17 protein-coding genes are annotated in these 15725 nt (G+C 51.4%); 12 read left to right on the top strand and 5 right to left on the bottom strand.

The features are described from left to right. Positions 1–4: 4 nt before the first annotated feature. Positions 5–586, bottom strand: a complete 582-nt coding sequence (gene acpH, locus EFER_RS13205) for an ACP phosphodiesterase (protein WP_001009863.1) — start codon at positions 584–586, stop codon at positions 5–7. Positions 587–678: 92 nt separating this feature from the next. On the opposite strand from acpH, the gene queA reads away from it, so the two are divergent. From queA to yajD, 6 genes are all read left to right on the top strand, one after another. After that, positions 679–1749, top strand: a complete 1071-nt coding sequence (gene queA, locus EFER_RS13200) for a tRNA preQ1(34) S-adenosylmethionine ribosyltransferase-isomerase QueA (RefSeq protein ID WP_001266495.1) — start codon at positions 679–681, stop codon at positions 1747–1749. A 54-nt stretch (positions 1750–1803) separates the two neighbouring features. Beyond that, positions 1804–2931, top strand: a complete 1128-nt coding sequence (gene tgt / locus EFER_RS13195) for a tRNA guanosine(34) transglycosylase Tgt (RefSeq protein WP_000667319.1) — start codon at positions 1804–1806, stop codon at positions 2929–2931. 22 nt (positions 2932–2953) lie between these two features. Then, complete coding sequence (gene yajC, locus EFER_RS13190; RefSeq protein WP_000007629.1) at positions 2954–3286, top strand: preprotein translocase subunit YajC; 333 nt, start codon at positions 2954–2956, stop codon at positions 3284–3286. Positions 3287–3313: 27 nt separating this feature from the next. Then, positions 3314–5161, top strand: coding sequence for a protein translocase subunit SecD (gene secD, locus EFER_RS13185; protein ID WP_000934815.1), 1848 nt, complete (start codon positions 3314–3316; stop codon positions 5159–5161). 10 nt (positions 5162–5171) lie between these two features. Beyond that, positions 5172–6143, top strand: a complete 972-nt coding sequence (secF, locus tag EFER_RS13180) for a protein translocase subunit SecF (RefSeq protein WP_000046650.1) — start codon at positions 5172–5174, stop codon at positions 6141–6143. Between the two features lie 128 nt (positions 6144–6271). Beyond that, on the top strand, positions 6272–6619 hold the full coding sequence (gene yajD, locus EFER_RS13175; protein WP_000974824.1) for an HNH nuclease YajD: 348 nt from the start codon (positions 6272–6274) through the stop codon (positions 6617–6619). A 37-nt stretch (positions 6620–6656) separates the two neighbouring features. Here the strand turns inward: yajD and tsx are convergent, their stop codons facing one another. Both tsx and EFER_RS13165 read right to left on the bottom strand, forming a co-directional pair. Continuing rightward, complete coding sequence (gene tsx / locus EFER_RS13170) at positions 6657–7541, bottom strand: nucleoside-specific channel-forming protein Tsx (RefSeq protein ID WP_002431401.1); 885 nt, start codon at positions 7539–7541, stop codon at positions 6657–6659. Positions 7542–7838: 297 nt separating this feature from the next. Continuing rightward, complete coding sequence (locus EFER_RS13165; RefSeq protein WP_001093511.1) at positions 7839–8381, bottom strand: SadB/YajI family lipoprotein; 543 nt, start codon at positions 8379–8381, stop codon at positions 7839–7841. A 150-nt stretch (positions 8382–8531) separates the two neighbouring features. Here EFER_RS13165 and nrdR point away from each other — a divergent pair, with 150 nt between their 5' ends. The 6 genes from nrdR to pgpA all read left to right on the top strand — a co-directional run bounded on the left by nrdR (position 8532) and on the right by pgpA (position 12636). Next, positions 8532–8981 carry a transcriptional regulator NrdR gene (gene nrdR / locus EFER_RS13160; protein WP_000543537.1) on the top strand — a complete coding sequence of 150 codons (450 nt, stop codon included), beginning with the start codon at positions 8532–8534 and terminating at the stop codon, positions 8979–8981. 3 nt (positions 8982–8984) lie between these two features. Beyond that, the gene (gene ribD, locus EFER_RS13155) at positions 8985–10088 is read left to right on the top strand and encodes a bifunctional diaminohydroxyphosphoribosylaminopyrimidine deaminase/5-amino-6-(5-phosphoribosylamino)uracil reductase RibD (protein WP_001150422.1); all 1104 of its coding nucleotides are present in this window, start codon (positions 8985–8987) and stop codon (positions 10086–10088) included. A gap of 87 nt (positions 10089–10175) precedes the next feature. Then, positions 10176–10646, top strand: a complete 471-nt coding sequence (gene ribH, locus EFER_RS13150) for a 6,7-dimethyl-8-ribityllumazine synthase (RefSeq protein ID WP_001021161.1) — start codon at positions 10176–10178, stop codon at positions 10644–10646. A gap of 19 nt (positions 10647–10665) precedes the next feature. After that, on the top strand, positions 10666–11085 hold the full coding sequence (gene nusB, locus EFER_RS13145) for a transcription antitermination factor NusB (RefSeq protein WP_000801130.1): 420 nt from the start codon (positions 10666–10668) through the stop codon (positions 11083–11085). A 77-nt stretch (positions 11086–11162) separates the two neighbouring features. Then, positions 11163–12140 (top strand): thiamine-phosphate kinase, encoded by a 978-nt coding sequence (gene thiL / locus EFER_RS13140; RefSeq protein WP_000742084.1) that lies wholly within the window; start codon positions 11163–11165, stop codon positions 12138–12140. After that, positions 12118–12636, top strand: a complete 519-nt coding sequence (gene pgpA / locus EFER_RS13135; RefSeq protein WP_000154044.1) for a phosphatidylglycerophosphatase A — start codon at positions 12118–12120, stop codon at positions 12634–12636. The genes thiL and pgpA overlap by 23 nt, the downstream gene beginning before the upstream one ends. 53 nt (positions 12637–12689) lie before the next feature. On the opposite strand, the gene yajO is transcribed toward pgpA, so the two are convergent. Continuing rightward, positions 12690–13664 carry a 1-deoxyxylulose-5-phosphate synthase YajO gene (gene yajO / locus EFER_RS13130; RefSeq protein WP_001199777.1) on the bottom strand — a complete coding sequence of 325 codons (975 nt, stop codon included), beginning with the start codon at positions 13662–13664 and terminating at the stop codon, positions 12690–12692. Between the two features lie 179 nt (positions 13665–13843). Then, complete coding sequence (dxs, locus tag EFER_RS13125) at positions 13844–15706, bottom strand: 1-deoxy-D-xylulose-5-phosphate synthase (protein ID WP_000006767.1); 1863 nt, start codon at positions 15704–15706, stop codon at positions 13844–13846. Between the last annotated feature and the right edge of the window lie 19 nt (positions 15707–15725).

Genomic DNA, 15725 nt, shown 5'->3' with positions numbered 1-15725 from the left:
TACCTTACAACGCCTTGCGTGACGCCTGCGCCATCATCCGCGGATAAAACTGCCAGAAGCGGGTTTCCAGAGCGTCGTAATGGGCGTCTAAATCGTACCAGGAGTCACGCAGGGCATCCAGACGTGGGCGACGGCTTGCCATGCCGTTTAACACGTTCTGGATGAAATCCATATCGCGATAGCGAACCAGCCATTGCTCAGACCATAAGTAATTGTTCAGATTGATAAAGCGTGGCGGTGAGTCTGGAAGAATAGTCATCACTTGCTCCCGGGCATAACAGGTAAATTCCTGTAGCGGAAAGTCCGGTGATAGCTGCGACCAGTGGCGTGAAAGAAAGTGATCCCACATGACATCCAGCGTAATAGGCGCAACGCGGCGGGTTTCACGACGAAACCACTCCCTTGCTTCGCGGACTTCCGGCAGATTATCGGTCAGTACGTCGATACGGCGATGCATATGAATGCCAGCCACGACGTCGGGCGGAAAATTTTCTTCAGGATTTCCGCGTACGAAATCAGCCAGTAAATTGCCGGAAAGCGAGCTTTCCGCGAGATGGGCTAAATGCAGGTGAGCTAAAAAATTCATCGATTATATTCTATCCAAAGGGGGGTAAAGGTTGCAGGGAGAGCGCCCCGGCACTAGACTACCCGCCTCTTATTTTAGTCTGAGTCAGTGTCATGCGCGTTACCGATTTCTCCTTTGAATTGCCCGAATCCCTGATTGCCCACTATCCAATGCCTGAACGCAGTAGCTGTCGTTTACTGTCGCTGGACGGGCCGACGGGCGCGCTGACGCACGGTACTTTCACCGATTTACTCGATAAGCTCAACCCCGGCGATCTTCTGGTTTTTAATAATACCCGCGTGATCCCGGCGCGTCTGTTTGGGCGTAAAGCCAGCGGCGGCAAGATTGAAGTGCTGGTTGAGCGTATGCTCGACGACAAACGCATTCTTGCGCATATTCGCGCCTCGAAAGCGCCAAAACCGGGCGCAGAGCTGCTGCTGGGCGATGACGAAAGTATCAACGCAACAATGACCGCTCGCCACGGCGCACTGTTTGAAGTCGAATTTAATGATGATCGTTCTGTACTGGATATCCTCAACAGCATCGGCCACATGCCACTGCCGCCGTACATCGACCGTCCGGACGAAGATGCAGACCGCGAACTTTATCAAACAGTTTATAGTGAAAAACCGGGCGCGGTAGCGGCCCCGACTGCCGGGCTGCATTTTGACGAACCTTTGCTGGAAAAATTGCGCGCCAAAGGCGTGGAGATGGCGTTCGTAACTCTGCACGTTGGTGCGGGTACTTTCCAGCCGGTGCGCGTCGACACCATTGAAGATCACATCATGCACTCAGAATACGCTGAAGTGCCGCAGGATGTGGTAGACGCGGTACTGGCAACAAAAGCACGCGGTAATCGGGTGATTGCGGTTGGCACCACCTCGGTACGTTCGCTGGAAAGCGCGGCCCAGGCGGCGAAAAACGATCTCATCGAACCGTTCTTTGACGATACCCAAATCTTTATCTATCCGGGCTTCCAGTACAAAGTGGTCGATGCGCTGGTGACGAACTTCCACCTTCCTGAATCGACGCTGATTATGCTGGTTTCGGCATTTGCCGGCTATCAACACACTATGAACGCCTATAAAGCGGCGGTAGAAGAGAAATATCGCTTTTTTAGTTACGGTGATGCGATGTTTATCACGTACAATCCGCAGGCAATTAATGAGCGCGTCGGGGAGTAATTCCGCGGCGCTGGTTTAAACGTTGGACTGTTTTTCTGACGTAGTGGAGAAAAAATGAAATTTGAACTGGACACCACCGACGGTCGCGCACGCCGTGGCCGCCTGGTCTTTGATCGTGGCGTAGTGGAAACGCCTTGCTTTATGCCTGTTGGCACCTACGGCACCGTAAAAGGGATGACGCCGGAAGAAGTTGAAGCCACTGGCGCACAAATTATTCTCGGTAACACCTTCCACCTGTGGCTGCGCCCGGGCCAGGAAATCATGAAACTGCATGGCGATCTGCACGATTTTATGCAGTGGAAAGGCCCGATTCTTACCGACTCCGGCGGCTTCCAGGTCTTCAGCCTTGGCGATATTCGTAAAATCACCGAACAGGGCGTTCACTTCCGTAACCCGATCAACGGCGATCCGATTTTCCTCGACCCGGAAAAGTCGATGGAGATTCAGTACGATCTTGGTTCGGATATCGTCATGATCTTTGATGAGTGTACGCCGTATCCTGCTGACTGGGATTACGCAAAACGCTCGATGGAGATGTCTCTGCGTTGGGCGAAGCGTAGCCGTGAGCGTTTTGACAGTCTCGGAAACAAAAATGCGCTGTTTGGTATCATTCAGGGCAGCGTTTACGAAGATTTACGTGATATTTCTGTTAAAGGTCTGGTAGATATCGGTTTTGATGGCTACGCTGTCGGCGGTCTGGCTGTGGGTGAGCCGAAAGCAGATATGCACCGTATTCTGGAGCATGTGTGTCCGCAAATTCCGGCAGACAAACCGCGTTACCTGATGGGCGTTGGTAAACCGGAAGATCTGGTTGAAGGCGTGCGTCGCGGTATCGATATGTTTGACTGCGTAATGCCAACCCGCAACGCCCGAAATGGTCATTTGTTCGTGACCGATGGCGTGGTGAAAATCCGCAATGCGAAGTATAAGAGCGATACTGGCCCACTCGATCCTGAGTGTGATTGCTACACCTGTCGCAATTATTCACGCGCTTACTTGCATCATCTCGACCGTTGCAACGAAATATTAGGCGCGCGACTCAATACTATTCATAACCTTCGTTACTACCAGCGTTTGATGGCGGGTTTACGCAAGGCTATTGAAGAGGGTAAATTAGAGAGCTTCGTAACTGATTTTTACCAGCGTCAGGGGCGAGAAGTACCACCTTTGAACGTTGATTAATATTAATAATGAGGGAAATTTAATGAGCTTTTTTATTTCTGATGCGGTAGCGGCAACGGGTGCACCGGCACAAGGTAGCCCGATGTCTTTGATTTTGATGCTGGTGGTATTCGGTCTGATTTTCTATTTCATGATCCTGCGTCCACAGCAGAAGCGCACCAAAGAACACAAAAAGCTGATGGACTCCATTGCCAAAGGTGATGAAGTTCTGACGAACGGTGGCCTGGTCGGTCGCGTAACCAAAGTAGCGGAAAACGGCTACATTGCTATCGCGCTGAATGACACCACTGAAGTAGTTATTAAACGTGACTTCGTAGCTGCCGTTCTGCCGAAAGGCACCATGAAGGCGCTGTAATTAAAATTTTTCCCTAAGGGAATTGCCGTGTTAAACCGTTATCCTTTGTGGAAGTACGTCATGCTGATCGTGGTGATTGTCATCGGTCTGCTGTATGCGCTTCCCAACCTGTTTGGTGAGGATCCGGCTGTTCAGATCACTGGCGCGCGCGGAGTCGCCGCCAGTGAGCAAACGCTGATCCAGGTCCAGAAAACGTTACAAGAAGAAAAAATAACTGCTAAGTCTGTGGCACTGGAAGAGGGCGCTATTCTTGCGCGCTTCGACTCCACTGACACCCAACTGCGCGCTCGTGAAGCGTTGCTGGATATTCTGGGTGATAAGTACGTCGTGGCGCTTAACCTTGCTCCGGCAACGCCACGCTGGCTGGCAGCTATTCACGCTGAGCCAATGAAGCTTGGTCTCGATTTGCGTGGCGGCGTTCACTTTCTGATGGAAGTGGATATGGACACCGCGCTTGGCAAACTCCAGGAACAAAATATCGATAGCCTGCGCAGCGACCTGCGCGAAAAGGGCATCCCATACACCACCGTTCGTAAAGATAAAAATTACGCACTGACTATCACTTTCCGTGATAGCAAAGCACGTGATGAAGCTATCTCTTACTTGTCTCCACGCCATCAGGATTTAGTCATCTCCAGTCAGGGCGATAATGCTCTGCGTGCCGTAATGACCGATGCGCGTCTGAGTGAAGCCCGCGAGTATGCGGTGCAGCAGAACATCAATATCCTGCGTAACCGTGTTAACCAACTTGGTGTGGCTGAACCGGTGGTACAACGTCAGGGGGCTGACCGCATCGTTGTAGAACTGCCTGGTATCCAGGACACCGCGCGTGCGAAAGAGATTCTGGGGGCGACGGCAACGCTGGAATTCCGTCTGGTAAACACCAACGTTGATCAGGCCGCTGCTGCGTCTGGCCGCGTACCGGGTGACTCAGAAGTGAAACAGACTCGCGAAGGTCAGCCGGTAGTGCTGTACAAACGCGTGATTCTGACCGGTGACCATATTACCGACTCCACTTCAAGCCAGGACGAATACAACCAGCCGCAGGTTAACATCTCGCTCGATAGCGCAGGTGGTAACATCATGTCTAACTTCACTAAGGACAACATCGGCAAACCGATGGCGACCCTGTTTGTGGAGTACAAAGACAGCGGTAAGAAAGATGCAAACGGTCGTGCGGTTCTGGTGAAACAGGAAGAGGTGATAAACATCGCTAACATCCAGTCTCGTCTGGGTAACAGCTTCCGTATCACTGGTATTAATAACCCGAACGAAGCGCGTCAGCTGTCGCTCCTGCTTCGTGCCGGTGCGTTGATTGCGCCGATTCAGATTGTTGAAGAACGTACCATTGGCCCGACTCTGGGTATGCAGAACATCGAACAGGGGCTGGAAGCGTGTCTGGCTGGCCTGCTAGTTTCTATTCTGTTTATGATCCTCTTCTACAAGAAGTTCGGTCTGATTGCGACCAGTGCTCTGGTTGCTAACTTGATCTTGATTGTCGGCATTATGTCACTGTTGCCTGGTGCAACGCTGAGTATGCCGGGTATCGCAGGTATCGTCTTAACCCTTGCGGTGGCAGTCGATGCGAACGTACTGATCAACGAACGTATCAAAGAAGAGTTGAGCAACGGACGTTCTGTTCAACAGGCAATTGATGAAGGTTATCGCGGTGCATTCAGTTCCATCTTCGATGCGAACATCACCACGCTGATTAAAGTCATCATCCTGTACGCAGTGGGTACCGGGGCAATTAAAGGGTTCGCGATTACTACCGGTATCGGTGTGGCGACGTCGATGTTTACTGCGATTGTCGGTACTCGCGCCATCGTAAACCTGCTATATGGCGGCAAACGCGTCAAGAAGCTGTCAATCTGAGGAGTGCGATGTGGCACAGGAATATACTGTTGAACAACTAAATCATGGCCGTAAAGTCTATGACTTTATGCGCTGGGATTACTGGGCTTTCGGCATCTCCGGCCTTTTGCTGGTGGCGTCCATAATCATCATGGGCGTACGCGGTTTTAACTGGGGGCTGGATTTTACCGGTGGTACGGTTATCGAAATTACGCTCGAAAAACCGGTTGAAATTGACGTCATGCGTGACGCATTGCAGAAAGCGGGTTTTGAAGAGCCGCAACTGCAAAACTTTGGCAGCAGCCATGACATCATGGTCCGTATGCCGCCTGCTGAAGGTGAAACCGGCGGTCAGGTGCTGGGTAGTAAGGTCGTTACTGTTATTAACGAAGCAACTGACCAGCACGCAGCAGTGAAGCGTATTGAGTTCGTCGGTCCGAGCGTGGGTGCCGACCTGGCACAAACAGGTGCGATGGCGCTGATGGCCGCGTTGTTATCTATCCTCGTATACGTTGGTTTCCGTTTTGAATGGCGACTGGCGGCAGGGGTGGTTATCGCACTGGCGCACGACGTGATCATTACGCTGGGTATCTTGTCGTTATTCCATATCGAGGTTGACCTGACCATTGTGGCATCACTGATGTCGGTTATCGGTTACTCGCTTAACGACAGTATCGTGGTATGTGACCGTATTCGTGAAAACTTCCGCAAGATCCGTCGCGGTACATCTTACGAAATCTTTAACGTGTCACTGACTCAGACGTTACACCGTACGTTGATCACATCTGGTACAACCTTAATGGTTATCCTGATGCTGTATCTCTTCGGTGGTCCGGTGCTGGAAGGCTTCTCGCTGACCATGCTGATTGGTGTTTCCATCGGTACTGCATCTTCTATCTATGTAGCATCAGCGCTGGCCCTGAAACTGGGTATGAAGCGCGAACATATGTTGCAGCAGAAAGTGGAAAAAGAAGGGGCGGATCAGCCGTCAATTCTGCCTTAATCAAGTTTCAGCTGATGTTGAAAATCCCGGTCAGAAGATCGGGATTTTTTTTGATGTATGGTGATTGCGAAAACCCCCGCATCTTGGGAAACTGCGCGTAACCCTACATTTTATCCAGGTAACTTTTCATGGCTATCATCCCGAAAAACTATGCGCGTTTAGAAAGCGGCTATCGCGAAAAAGCGCTGAAACTCTATCCGTGGGTCTGCGGTCGCTGTTCCCGCGAGTTTGTCTACTCCAACCTGCGTGAACTTACTGTTCACCATATCGATCACGATCATACCAATAACCCGGAAGATGGCAGCAACTGGGAGTTATTGTGCCTTTATTGTCACGATCACGAGCATTCAAAATATACCGAAGCAGATCAGTATGGTACGACGGTTATCGCAGGGGAAGATGCGCAGAAAGATGTCGGTGAAGCGACCTATAATCCGTTCGCTGACCTGAAAGCGATGATGAACAAGAAGAAGTGATAAAAAATGCCGGATATGAAATCCGGCATTCTCACAATCAGAAGTTGTAACCTACCACCAGGTAACCACCCCAACCGGTAGAGCGAACATTAAAGTCGCCTTTACCAAAGTTGAGTTCTGCATCGTCATTCCACTGACCACCGTTATGCCAGTAACGGGCAACGACAGAGTAGTGCCAGTGATCGTAGTTCAGCGCCAGAATATGGCTGGACGCAATAGAGTTATTGGTACGTGTTTTAATACCGTTGTTCGCATCACCGCTGTCATCGCCCAGGTCGGAACCCCAGTCGAAGTTGGTGAAGCCGATGTAGCTCAACTGGCCACCCCACAGATCGGTAATCGGCACAAAGTACTTCACTTTGAAACGGTAACCGTCCCACTCGTTTTCGTTCGCTGCGCCGTAGTTCTGCCACTGGTATTTCGCATAGACGTTCATGGACAGGCTCATCGGCAGACCTGTATCGATGTCAGTGCCCAGACCCATATACCAGGTGCTCTGGCGACCATCTTTGTTACGACCCATGTCGTAAATGTAGTTGTTTGCGAAGTACCACTCTTTGAACGGGCCAAAGCTCAGGTCGGTATTAGTCAGTTTGTCGATAGAGAAGCGCGGTTCGATTTCCATAAACAGCGGAGAACCGTGGTTCCAGATACCTTTTGCATCGGTGTTCCCACCAAAGAAGACGGGTGCATCGACATAGCCATAGAAATCAAACCAATCTTTCTTGGCAAATGCTTCATATTCCAGATAGGTATCGTTACGGATCTGCGGTCCAAAGCGAGTATGGTAGCTGCCTACCACGTTAACGCTCTGATGCCACCAGTCGGACAGATACTGGGGCTGGTCGTTTTCCGCTGCGTTTACAGTAAAAGATGTCGAGAGCGCCAGTACTGCACCGGCTGCAAGTAACGTTTTTTTCATGAGTATGCCACTGATTGAAAATCCCTTGCGGGAGTGAAAAAGGCGCAAAACGCGTTTGTTAAAATTTCATATTTCTGCGGTGCCTATTATAGAAATCATTGCTCACAAAAATATGTCATGTTTCACAGTTCTATCATGTGCGTAATCGATTGCGTTCACGTTTGCGCACATTCGGGCGGGGATTGTACTTATTTCCGTGAATGTTTCCACTCTTAACTAAACATTTTGGTGATGTAAGAGGAGTAACAAAAATGGCAGGTTTGGTGTTGTGGGGAGAACAAACTCCCCATCGGAATGCTATGGCGAGACAGGCTGGATATCGTGAATACGAACAAAACCTAACTGATCAGGGGAAATACCGTTCAGTTGCAGAGGGATGTCAACGTCACTGGGAGCAAGAATACTAGCCGGAGCGTTGATCAACTGGTTTTGCACGTTCACTTCCTGAAAATTTTCAGTTGTTCCCTGAATTTGCCCATATTCAAATGTGCCACTGAACGCAGGTAATGGATCACTGGATTCGCCTTGAATACGCAATGTTAATGCTGTGCCGTTAGTAGCAGGTGAAATATTCATCAGTGACATACGAAGAGTGCCAATCTGGCTTTCCAGTCGGGCAGGGGTATTTGACCCCGGCAGCAGATAAACGCCACTCTGTGATTTCGCATTCAGCTTATTTTGCTGGGTGATTTTGATGGTTTCTTCATTCAGTTGCGTCATCTCTTTATTGAGTGTGCTGACGCTGTGCTTCATCTGGCGTACTTCGCTTTGCTGCACACAGGCGCTAAGGCTAAACAAGCTTCCCAGCAGGAGCAGTCGTAAACAAACTTTGGTGTTCATGGGGTGTCCCTTTCTCATCGCAATTAGCGTAATGGTAGAGCGTAAAAGCAGCAAAAACATCGATCCTTTGTCTCAAAAGCGTTGCGCCTTTGTTGTATCGCCAGTTCAGGGTAAAATAGATTTCTGTTAACCACCTGGTCAGGACGCCGTATGCATTGCCCATTCTGTTTCGCCGTGGACACTAAGGTGATTGACTCTCGTCTCGTGGGCGAGGGCTCATCCGTACGCCGCCGTCGGCAGTGTCTGGTGTGTAATGAACGTTTCACCACCTTTGAAGTGGCGGAACTGGTTATGCCACGTGTTGTAAAAAGCAACGACGTGCGTGAACCGTTTAATGAAGAGAAATTACGTAGCGGAATGCTGCGAGCGCTGGAAAAACGTCCGGTAAGTTCCGATGACGTCGAAATGGCGATCAGCCATATTAAATCGCAGCTGCGTGCCACCGGAGAACGCGAAGTACCCAGCAAAATGATCGGCAATCTGGTAATGGAGCAATTGAAAAAGCTCGATAAAGTCGCCTATATCCGTTTTGCTTCCGTTTATCGCAGTTTTGAAGATATCAAAGAATTTGGCGAAGAGATCGCGCGCCTGGAGGATTAAACCGTGCAGGACGAGTATTACATGGCGCGGGCGCTTAAGCTGGCGCAGCGGGGGCGTTTTACCACTCATCCGAACCCGAATGTTGGGTGTGTCATTGTGAAAGATGGCGAAATCGTCGGTGAAGGTTACCATCACCGTGCTGGTGAACCACACGCCGAAGTACATGCGCTGCGTATGGCTGGAGAGAAAGCCAAAGGAGCGACTGCGTATGTGACACTCGAACCTTGCAGCCATCACGGCCGTACGCCGCCTTGCTGTGATGCATTAATTGCCACAGGTGTGGCTCGCGTGGTTGCCTCGATGCAAGATCCTAACCCGCAGGTAGCCGGGCGAGGGCTATATCGCCTGCAACAAGCGGGTATTGACGTCAGCCACGGCCTGATGATGAGTGAAGCCGAGCAATTGAATAAAGGCTTTCTCAAACGCATGCGTACCGGCTTTCCTTATATCCAGTTGAAACTTGGCGCATCGCTTGATGGTCGCACAGCGATGGCGAGCGGTGAGAGCCAGTGGATCACTTCACCTCAGGCGCGGCGTGATGTACAACGTCTGCGCGCGCAAAGTCATGCCATTTTAACCAGTAGCGCTACGGTACTGGCGGACGATCCGGCCTTAACGGTGCGTTGGTCTGAACTGGATGAACAAACTCAGGCCCTTTATCCGCAACAAAATCTACGCCAGCCGGTACGTATTGTCATTGATAGCCAAAATCGCGTGACGCCTGAACATCGCATCGTGCAGCAGCCTGGCGAAACCTGGTTTGCGCGTACACAGGAAGATTCTCGAGAATGGCCGGAGACAGTGCGTAGTTTGCTCATCCCGGAACATAACGGACATCTGGATTTGGTGCTGCTCATGATGCAGCTGGGTAAACAGCAGATTAACAGCATATGGGTTGAAGCGGGGCCAACACTGGCAGGGGCACTACTACAGGCAGGTTTAGTCGATGAGCTGATTGTCTATATCGCGCCTAAACTATTAGGCAGCGACGCTCGTGGATTATGTACGCTGCCAGGGCTTGAGAAATTAGCTGATGCGCCCCATTTTAAATTCAATGAGATACGTCATGTAGGCCCGGATGTTTGCCTGCATTTAGTGGGTGCATGATCTCCCGGCTCGAAAGGGAAGCAGCGCACAAAATATTATGCTAAAATCCGCCCCCCTGCGGGGCTATATCGAACCCGAAGGAAAAAAATGAACATTATTGAAGCTAACGTTGCTACCCCGGACGCTCGCGTCGCCATCACCATTGCGCGTTTCAACAACTTTATCAATGACAGCCTGCTGGAAGGTGCAATTGACGCACTGAAACGTATCGGGCAGGTAAAAGATGAAAACATTACCGTTGTTTGGGTGCCTGGTGCTTATGAGCTGCCGCTGGCGGCAGGTGCACTGGCAAAAACCGGTAAATATGACGCGGTGATCGCGCTCGGTACGGTTATTCGTGGTGGTACAGCCCACTTTGAATACGTGGCTGGTGGTGCAAGCAACGGCCTGGCACACGTTGCCCAGGACAGTGAAATTCCGGTTGCTTTTGGGGTGCTGACCACTGAAAGCATTGAACAAGCGATTGAACGTGCTGGCACCAAAGCTGGCAACAAAGGTGCAGAAGCTGCACTGACCGCGCTTGAAATGATTAATGTATTGAAAGCCATTAAGGCCTGAAATTAGTAAGGGGAAATCCGTGAAACCTGCTGCTCGTCGCCGCGCTCGTGAGTGTGCCGTCCAGGCACTCTACTCCTGGCAGTTGTCCAGGAACGACATCGCTGATGTTGAATACCAGTTCCTGGCAGAACAGGATGTAAAAGATGTTGACGTCCTGTACTTCCGTGAGCTGCTGGCTGGGGTGGCGACTAACACCGCATACCTCGACGGACTGATGAAGCCGTATCTGTCCCGCCTGCTTGAAGAACTGGGGCAGGTTGAGAAGGCGGTACTGCGCATCGCGCTGTTCGAGCTGTCAAAACGCAGCGATGTACCGTACAAAGTTGCGATTAACGAAGCGATCGAACTGGCAAAAACGTTCGGTGCGGAAGACAGCCATAAGTTCGTCAATGGCGTACTTGATAAAGCAGCACCTGTGATTCGCCCTAACAAAAAGTGATATCCAGGCCGGTAGAGTAGCGGAAAATTTATCCGTACTCCCCGGCCTTTTCTTTTTTACCTGCTGAGGCATAACGTATGGCATGTGGCGAGTTCTCCCTGATTGCCCGTTATTTTGACCGTGTAAGAAGCTCTCGTCTTGATGTCGAGTTGGGCATTGGCGACGATTGCGCTCTTCTCAATATCCCCGAGAAACAGACCCTGGCAATCAGCACTGATACGCTGGTCGCGGGTAACCACTTCCTTGCAGATATCGATCCGGCCGATCTGGCATATAAAGCATTAGCTGTAAACCTAAGTGATCTGGCGGCGATGGGCGCAGATCCAGCCTGGCTGACGCTGGCATTGACACTACCGGAAGTTGACGAAGCGTGGCTGGAGGCATTTAGTGATAGCCTGTTTGATCAGCTGAATTATTATGATATGCAGCTGATTGGTGGCGATACCACACGTGGTCCGCTGTCTATGACGCTGGGTATTCACGGTTATGTGCCGATGGGGCGTGCGTTGACTCGTTCTGGCGCAAAGCCAGGTGACTGGATCTATGTGACGGGAACACCGGGTGATAGCGCCGCCGGGCTGGCGATTTTACAAAATCGCTTAACTCTCTCTGACGCGCAAGATGCTAACTATCTGTTACAACGCCATTTACGTCCTACTCCACGCATTTTACACGGGCAGGCGTTACGCGATCTGGCAAGTGCGGCAATCGATCTTTCTGATGGTCTGATTTCTGACTTAGGCCATATTGTTAATGCCAGTGGCTGCGGAGCATGTATCGATGTTCAGGCTCTTCCATTGTCTGAAGCGATGATGCGTCATGTTGATCCTGAACAGGCGTTACGCTGGGCCATTTCGGGGGGTGAAGATTACGAATTATGTTTCACCGTACCAGAACTGAATCGTGGCGCACTGGATGTTGCACTGGCAAATTTGGGTGCACCATTTACCTGTATCGGGCAGATGAGCGCAGATGTGGAAGGCGTCAATTTTACCCGTGACGGCGAACCTGTCACGTTTGACTGGAAAGGATATGACCATTTTGCCACGCCATAAAGATGTCGCGAAAAGTCGCCTGAAGATGAGTAATCCGTGGCATCTGCTTGCTGTCGGATTCGGAAGTGGATTAAGCCCGATTGTTCCTGGTACGATGGGATCGCTGGCGGCGATCCCTTTCTGGTATCTGATGACCTTTTTGCCCTGGCAGCTCTATTCACTGGTAGTCATGCTGGGGATCTGTATTGGCGTCTATCTTTGTCATCAGACCGCAAAAGATATGGGTGTGCACGATCACGGCAGCATTGTCTGGGACGAATTTATCGGCATGTGGATCACGCTCATGGCATTGCCGACCAATGACTGGCAGTGGGTCGCCGCCGGGTTTGTGATTTTCCGTATTCTGGATATGTGGAAACCGTGGCCGATCCGCTGGTTTGATCGCAATGTGCATGGCGGCATGGGGATCATGATAGATGATATCGTCGCCGGGGTGATTTCCGCAGGCATCCTGTACTTTATTGGTCATCACTGGCCGCTGGGTATTCTGTCGTAGCTGTGCACCTACGCCTGATGTGACGCTTGTCACGTCTCATCAGGCCTGGATTCCTATTTAAATCCTACGACCGGATGCGGTTTATACGGCGTTTCCAGTTCAGCAATCTGTTCCGGCTTCAAGGTGATATCCACCGCGTTCAGCAATTCATCAAGTTGTTCTTCCCGCGATGTACCGATAATTGGTGCTGCAATGCCAGGTTTGCTCAACAACCATGCCAGCGCGACTTGTGCTCGCGTTGCCCCCAGTTCTTCACTGACGCCTGTTAACCGTTCTGCGATCTGCGCGTCATTTTCATCGCTTTCTTGGTAGAGATTTTTCCCCACTTCATCCGACACCAGCCGCGCGGTGGTTTCTCCCCAGGGACGCGTCAGACGTCCCCGCGCCAGCGGACTCCACGGAATCACCGCCACGCCTTCCTGATAACACAGCGGCAGCATCTCTCGTTCTTCTTCGCGATAAATCAGATTGTAGTGATCCTGCATACTGACAAACTGCGCCCAGCCGTGCTGTTTTTGCAGTTCCAGCGCCTGAGCAAACTGCGAGGCGTGCATGGATGACGCGCCGATATAACGCGCTTTCCCTGCTTTTACCACGTCGTTCAGGGCTTCCAGCGTCTCTTCGATCGGCGTGTTGTAATCCCAGCGATGAATTTGCAGGATATCGACATAATCCATGCCGAGACGTCGTAGGCTGTCGTCAATTGAGCGCAAAATTTGCGCACGGGATAATCCTTCCGGCAAATCACCAACGCGATGGAACACTTTAGTTGCAACGACCACGTCTTCACGACGGGCAAAGTCCCGCAGTGCACGACCGACGATCTCTTCGCTGCTGCCGTCAGAATAACTATTGGCGGTATCAAAGAAATTTATGCCGCCTTCCAGCGCGCGTTTAATGATGGGACGGCTGCTCTCTTCTGGCAGTGTCCATGCGTGATTACCGCGATCCGGCTCGCCAAAGGTCATACAGCCGAGGCAAAGTCGGGAAATGCGAAGGTCGGTTTTTCCTAAGGGGTTGTATTGCATGCTGCCACTCCTGCCATACTCGTCATACTTCAAGTTGCATGTGCTGCGGCTGCATTCGTTCACCCCAGTCACTTACTTATGTAAGCTCCTGGGGCTTCACTCGTTTGCCGCCTTCCTGCAACTCGAATTATTTAGAGTCTATGAATAATTTCTTAAGCATAGCAGGAGTGGGGTAGGGATTATGCCAGCCAGGCTTTGATTTTGGCTTCCATACCGGCGGCATCGAGGCCGAGTTCGGCGCGCATTTCTTCCTGTGTTCCTTGTGGAATAAAGAAGTCCGGCAGGCCAATGTTCAGCACGGGTACTGGTTTACGATGGGCCATCAGCACTTCGTTCACGCCGCTGCCTGCACCGCCCATAATGGCGTTTTCTTCAATGGTGATCAGCGCCTCGTGGCTGGCAGCCATTTCCAGAATTAACGCTTCATCAAGCGGCTTCACAAAACGCATATCGACCAGCGTAGCGTTCAGCGATTCTGCGACTTTAGCTGCTTCCGGCATCAGCGTACCAAAGTTGAGGATCGCCAGTTTCTCGCCACGACGCTTCACAATGCCTTTGCCAATCGGGAGCTTTTCCAGCGGCGTCAGTTCTACGCCTACCGCGTTGCCGCGAGGGTAGCGCACCGCTGATGGGCCATCGTTATAGTGATAGCCGGTATAGAGCATCTGGCGACATTCGTTTTCATCGCTCGGGGTCATAATGACCATTTCCGGAATGCAGCGTAGGTAAGAGAGATCAAACGCGCCCTGATGGGTTTGACCGTCAGCACCGACAATACCCGCACGGTCAATGGCGAACAGAACCGGGAGCTTTTGAATCGCCACGTCATGCAGCACCTGATCATAGGCGCGTTGCAGGAAAGTGGAGTAAATCGCGACAATGGGTTTGTACCCACCAATCGCCAGACCCGCAGCAAAGGTCACTGCGTGTTGCTCGGCGATTGCCACGTCGAAGTAGCGATCCGGGAATTTACGTGAAAACTCGACCATGCCAGAACCTTCGCGCATCGCCGGGGTAATCGCCATCAGCTTGCTGTCTTTTGCTGCGGTTTCGCACAACCAGTCGCCAAAAATTTTTGAATAGCTTGGCAGGCCGCCGCTGCTTTTCGGCAGGCAACCGCTGGAGGGGTCAAATTTAGGTACGGCGTGGAAGGTGATTGGATCTTTTTCTGCCGGTTCGTAACCACGACCTTTTTTGGTCATGATATGCAGGAACTGCGGGCCTTTCAGGTCGCGCATGTTCTTAAGCGTGGTAATAAGCCCCAGCACATCGTGACCGTCAACCGGGCCGATGTAGTTAAAGCCCAGCTCTTCAAACAGCGTGCCTGGTACTACCATGCCTTTAATATGTTCTTCGGTACGTTTGAGCAGCTCTTTAATGGGCGGAACGCCGGAGAATACTTTTTTCCCGCCTTCGCGCAGTGAAGAGTAAAGCTTACCGGAAAGCAGCTGCGCCAGATGGTTGTTGAGCGCGCCAACATTTTCGGAAATCGACATTTCATTATCGTTGAGAACCACCAGCATATCGGGACGGATATCGCCCGCGTGGTTCATCGCTTCAAACGCCATGCCTGCGGTAATCGCGCCATCGCCAATGACACAGACGGTGCGGCGATTTTTGCCTTCTTTCTCGGCAGCAACTGCGATCCCAATTCCGGCACTGATGGAGGTTGATGAATGCCCGACGCTTAATACGTCATATTCACTTTCGCCGCGCCATGGGAACGGGTGCAGTCCGCCTTTCTGACGGATGGTGCCTATTTTGTCACGGCGTCCGGTCAAAATTTTATGCGGATAAGCCTGATGCCCCACATCCCAAATCAATTGGTCAAACGGGGTGTTATAGACGTAGTGCAGCGCTACGGTCAGCTCGACCGTGCCCAGCCCGGAGGCGAAGTGCCCGCTGGAACGGCTCACGCTGTCGAGTAAATAGCGGCGCAGTTCGTCGCAGAGTTTCGGTAAACTCTCTTTTGGCAACAGTCGTAACTCCTGGGGGGAGTCGACCAGTGCCAGGGTCGGGTATTTGGCAATATCAAAACTCATCAGGGGCCTATTAATACTT

The sequence above is a fragment of the Escherichia fergusonii ATCC 35469 genome (genome assembly GCF_000026225.1).
GTDB classification, from domain to species: domain Bacteria; phylum Pseudomonadota; class Gammaproteobacteria; order Enterobacterales; family Enterobacteriaceae; genus Escherichia; species Escherichia fergusonii.
This window is presented reverse-complemented; position numbering and strand designations above follow the sequence as displayed.

Bases quoted from the DNA above. Each gene is read 5' to 3' on its own strand.
- acpH (WP_001009863.1), bottom strand. From the start codon at position 586: ATGAATTTTTTAGCTCACCTGCATTTAGCCCATCTCGCGGAAAGCTCG.
- queA (WP_001266495.1), top strand. From the start codon at position 679: ATGCGCGTTACCGATTTCTCCTTTGAATTGCCCGAATCCCTGATTGCC.
- tgt (WP_000667319.1), top strand. From the start codon at position 1,804: ATGAAATTTGAACTGGACACCACCGACGGTCGCGCACGCCGTGGCCGC.
- yajC (WP_000007629.1), top strand. From the start codon at position 2,954: ATGAGCTTTTTTATTTCTGATGCGGTAGCGGCAACGGGTGCACCGGCA.
- yajD (WP_000974824.1), top strand. From the start codon at position 6,272: ATGGCTATCATCCCGAAAAACTATGCGCGTTTAGAAAGCGGCTATCGC.
- tsx (WP_002431401.1), bottom strand. From the start codon at position 7,541: ATGAAAAAAACGTTACTTGCAGCCGGTGCAGTACTGGCGCTCTCGACA.
- EFER_RS13165 (WP_001093511.1), bottom strand. From the start codon at position 8,381: ATGAACACCAAAGTTTGTTTACGACTGCTCCTGCTGGGAAGCTTGTTT.
- nrdR (WP_000543537.1), top strand. From the start codon at position 8,532: ATGCATTGCCCATTCTGTTTCGCCGTGGACACTAAGGTGATTGACTCT.
- ribH (WP_001021161.1), top strand. From the start codon at position 10,176: ATGAACATTATTGAAGCTAACGTTGCTACCCCGGACGCTCGCGTCGCC.
- thiL (WP_000742084.1), top strand. From the start codon at position 11,163: ATGGCATGTGGCGAGTTCTCCCTGATTGCCCGTTATTTTGACCGTGTA.
- pgpA (WP_000154044.1), top strand. From the start codon at position 12,118: ATGACCATTTTGCCACGCCATAAAGATGTCGCGAAAAGTCGCCTGAAG.
- yajO (WP_001199777.1), bottom strand. From the start codon at position 13,664: ATGCAATACAACCCCTTAGGAAAAACCGACCTTCGCATTTCCCGACTT.
- dxs (WP_000006767.1), bottom strand. From the start codon at position 15,706: ATGAGTTTTGATATTGCCAAATACCCGACCCTGGCACTGGTCGACTCC.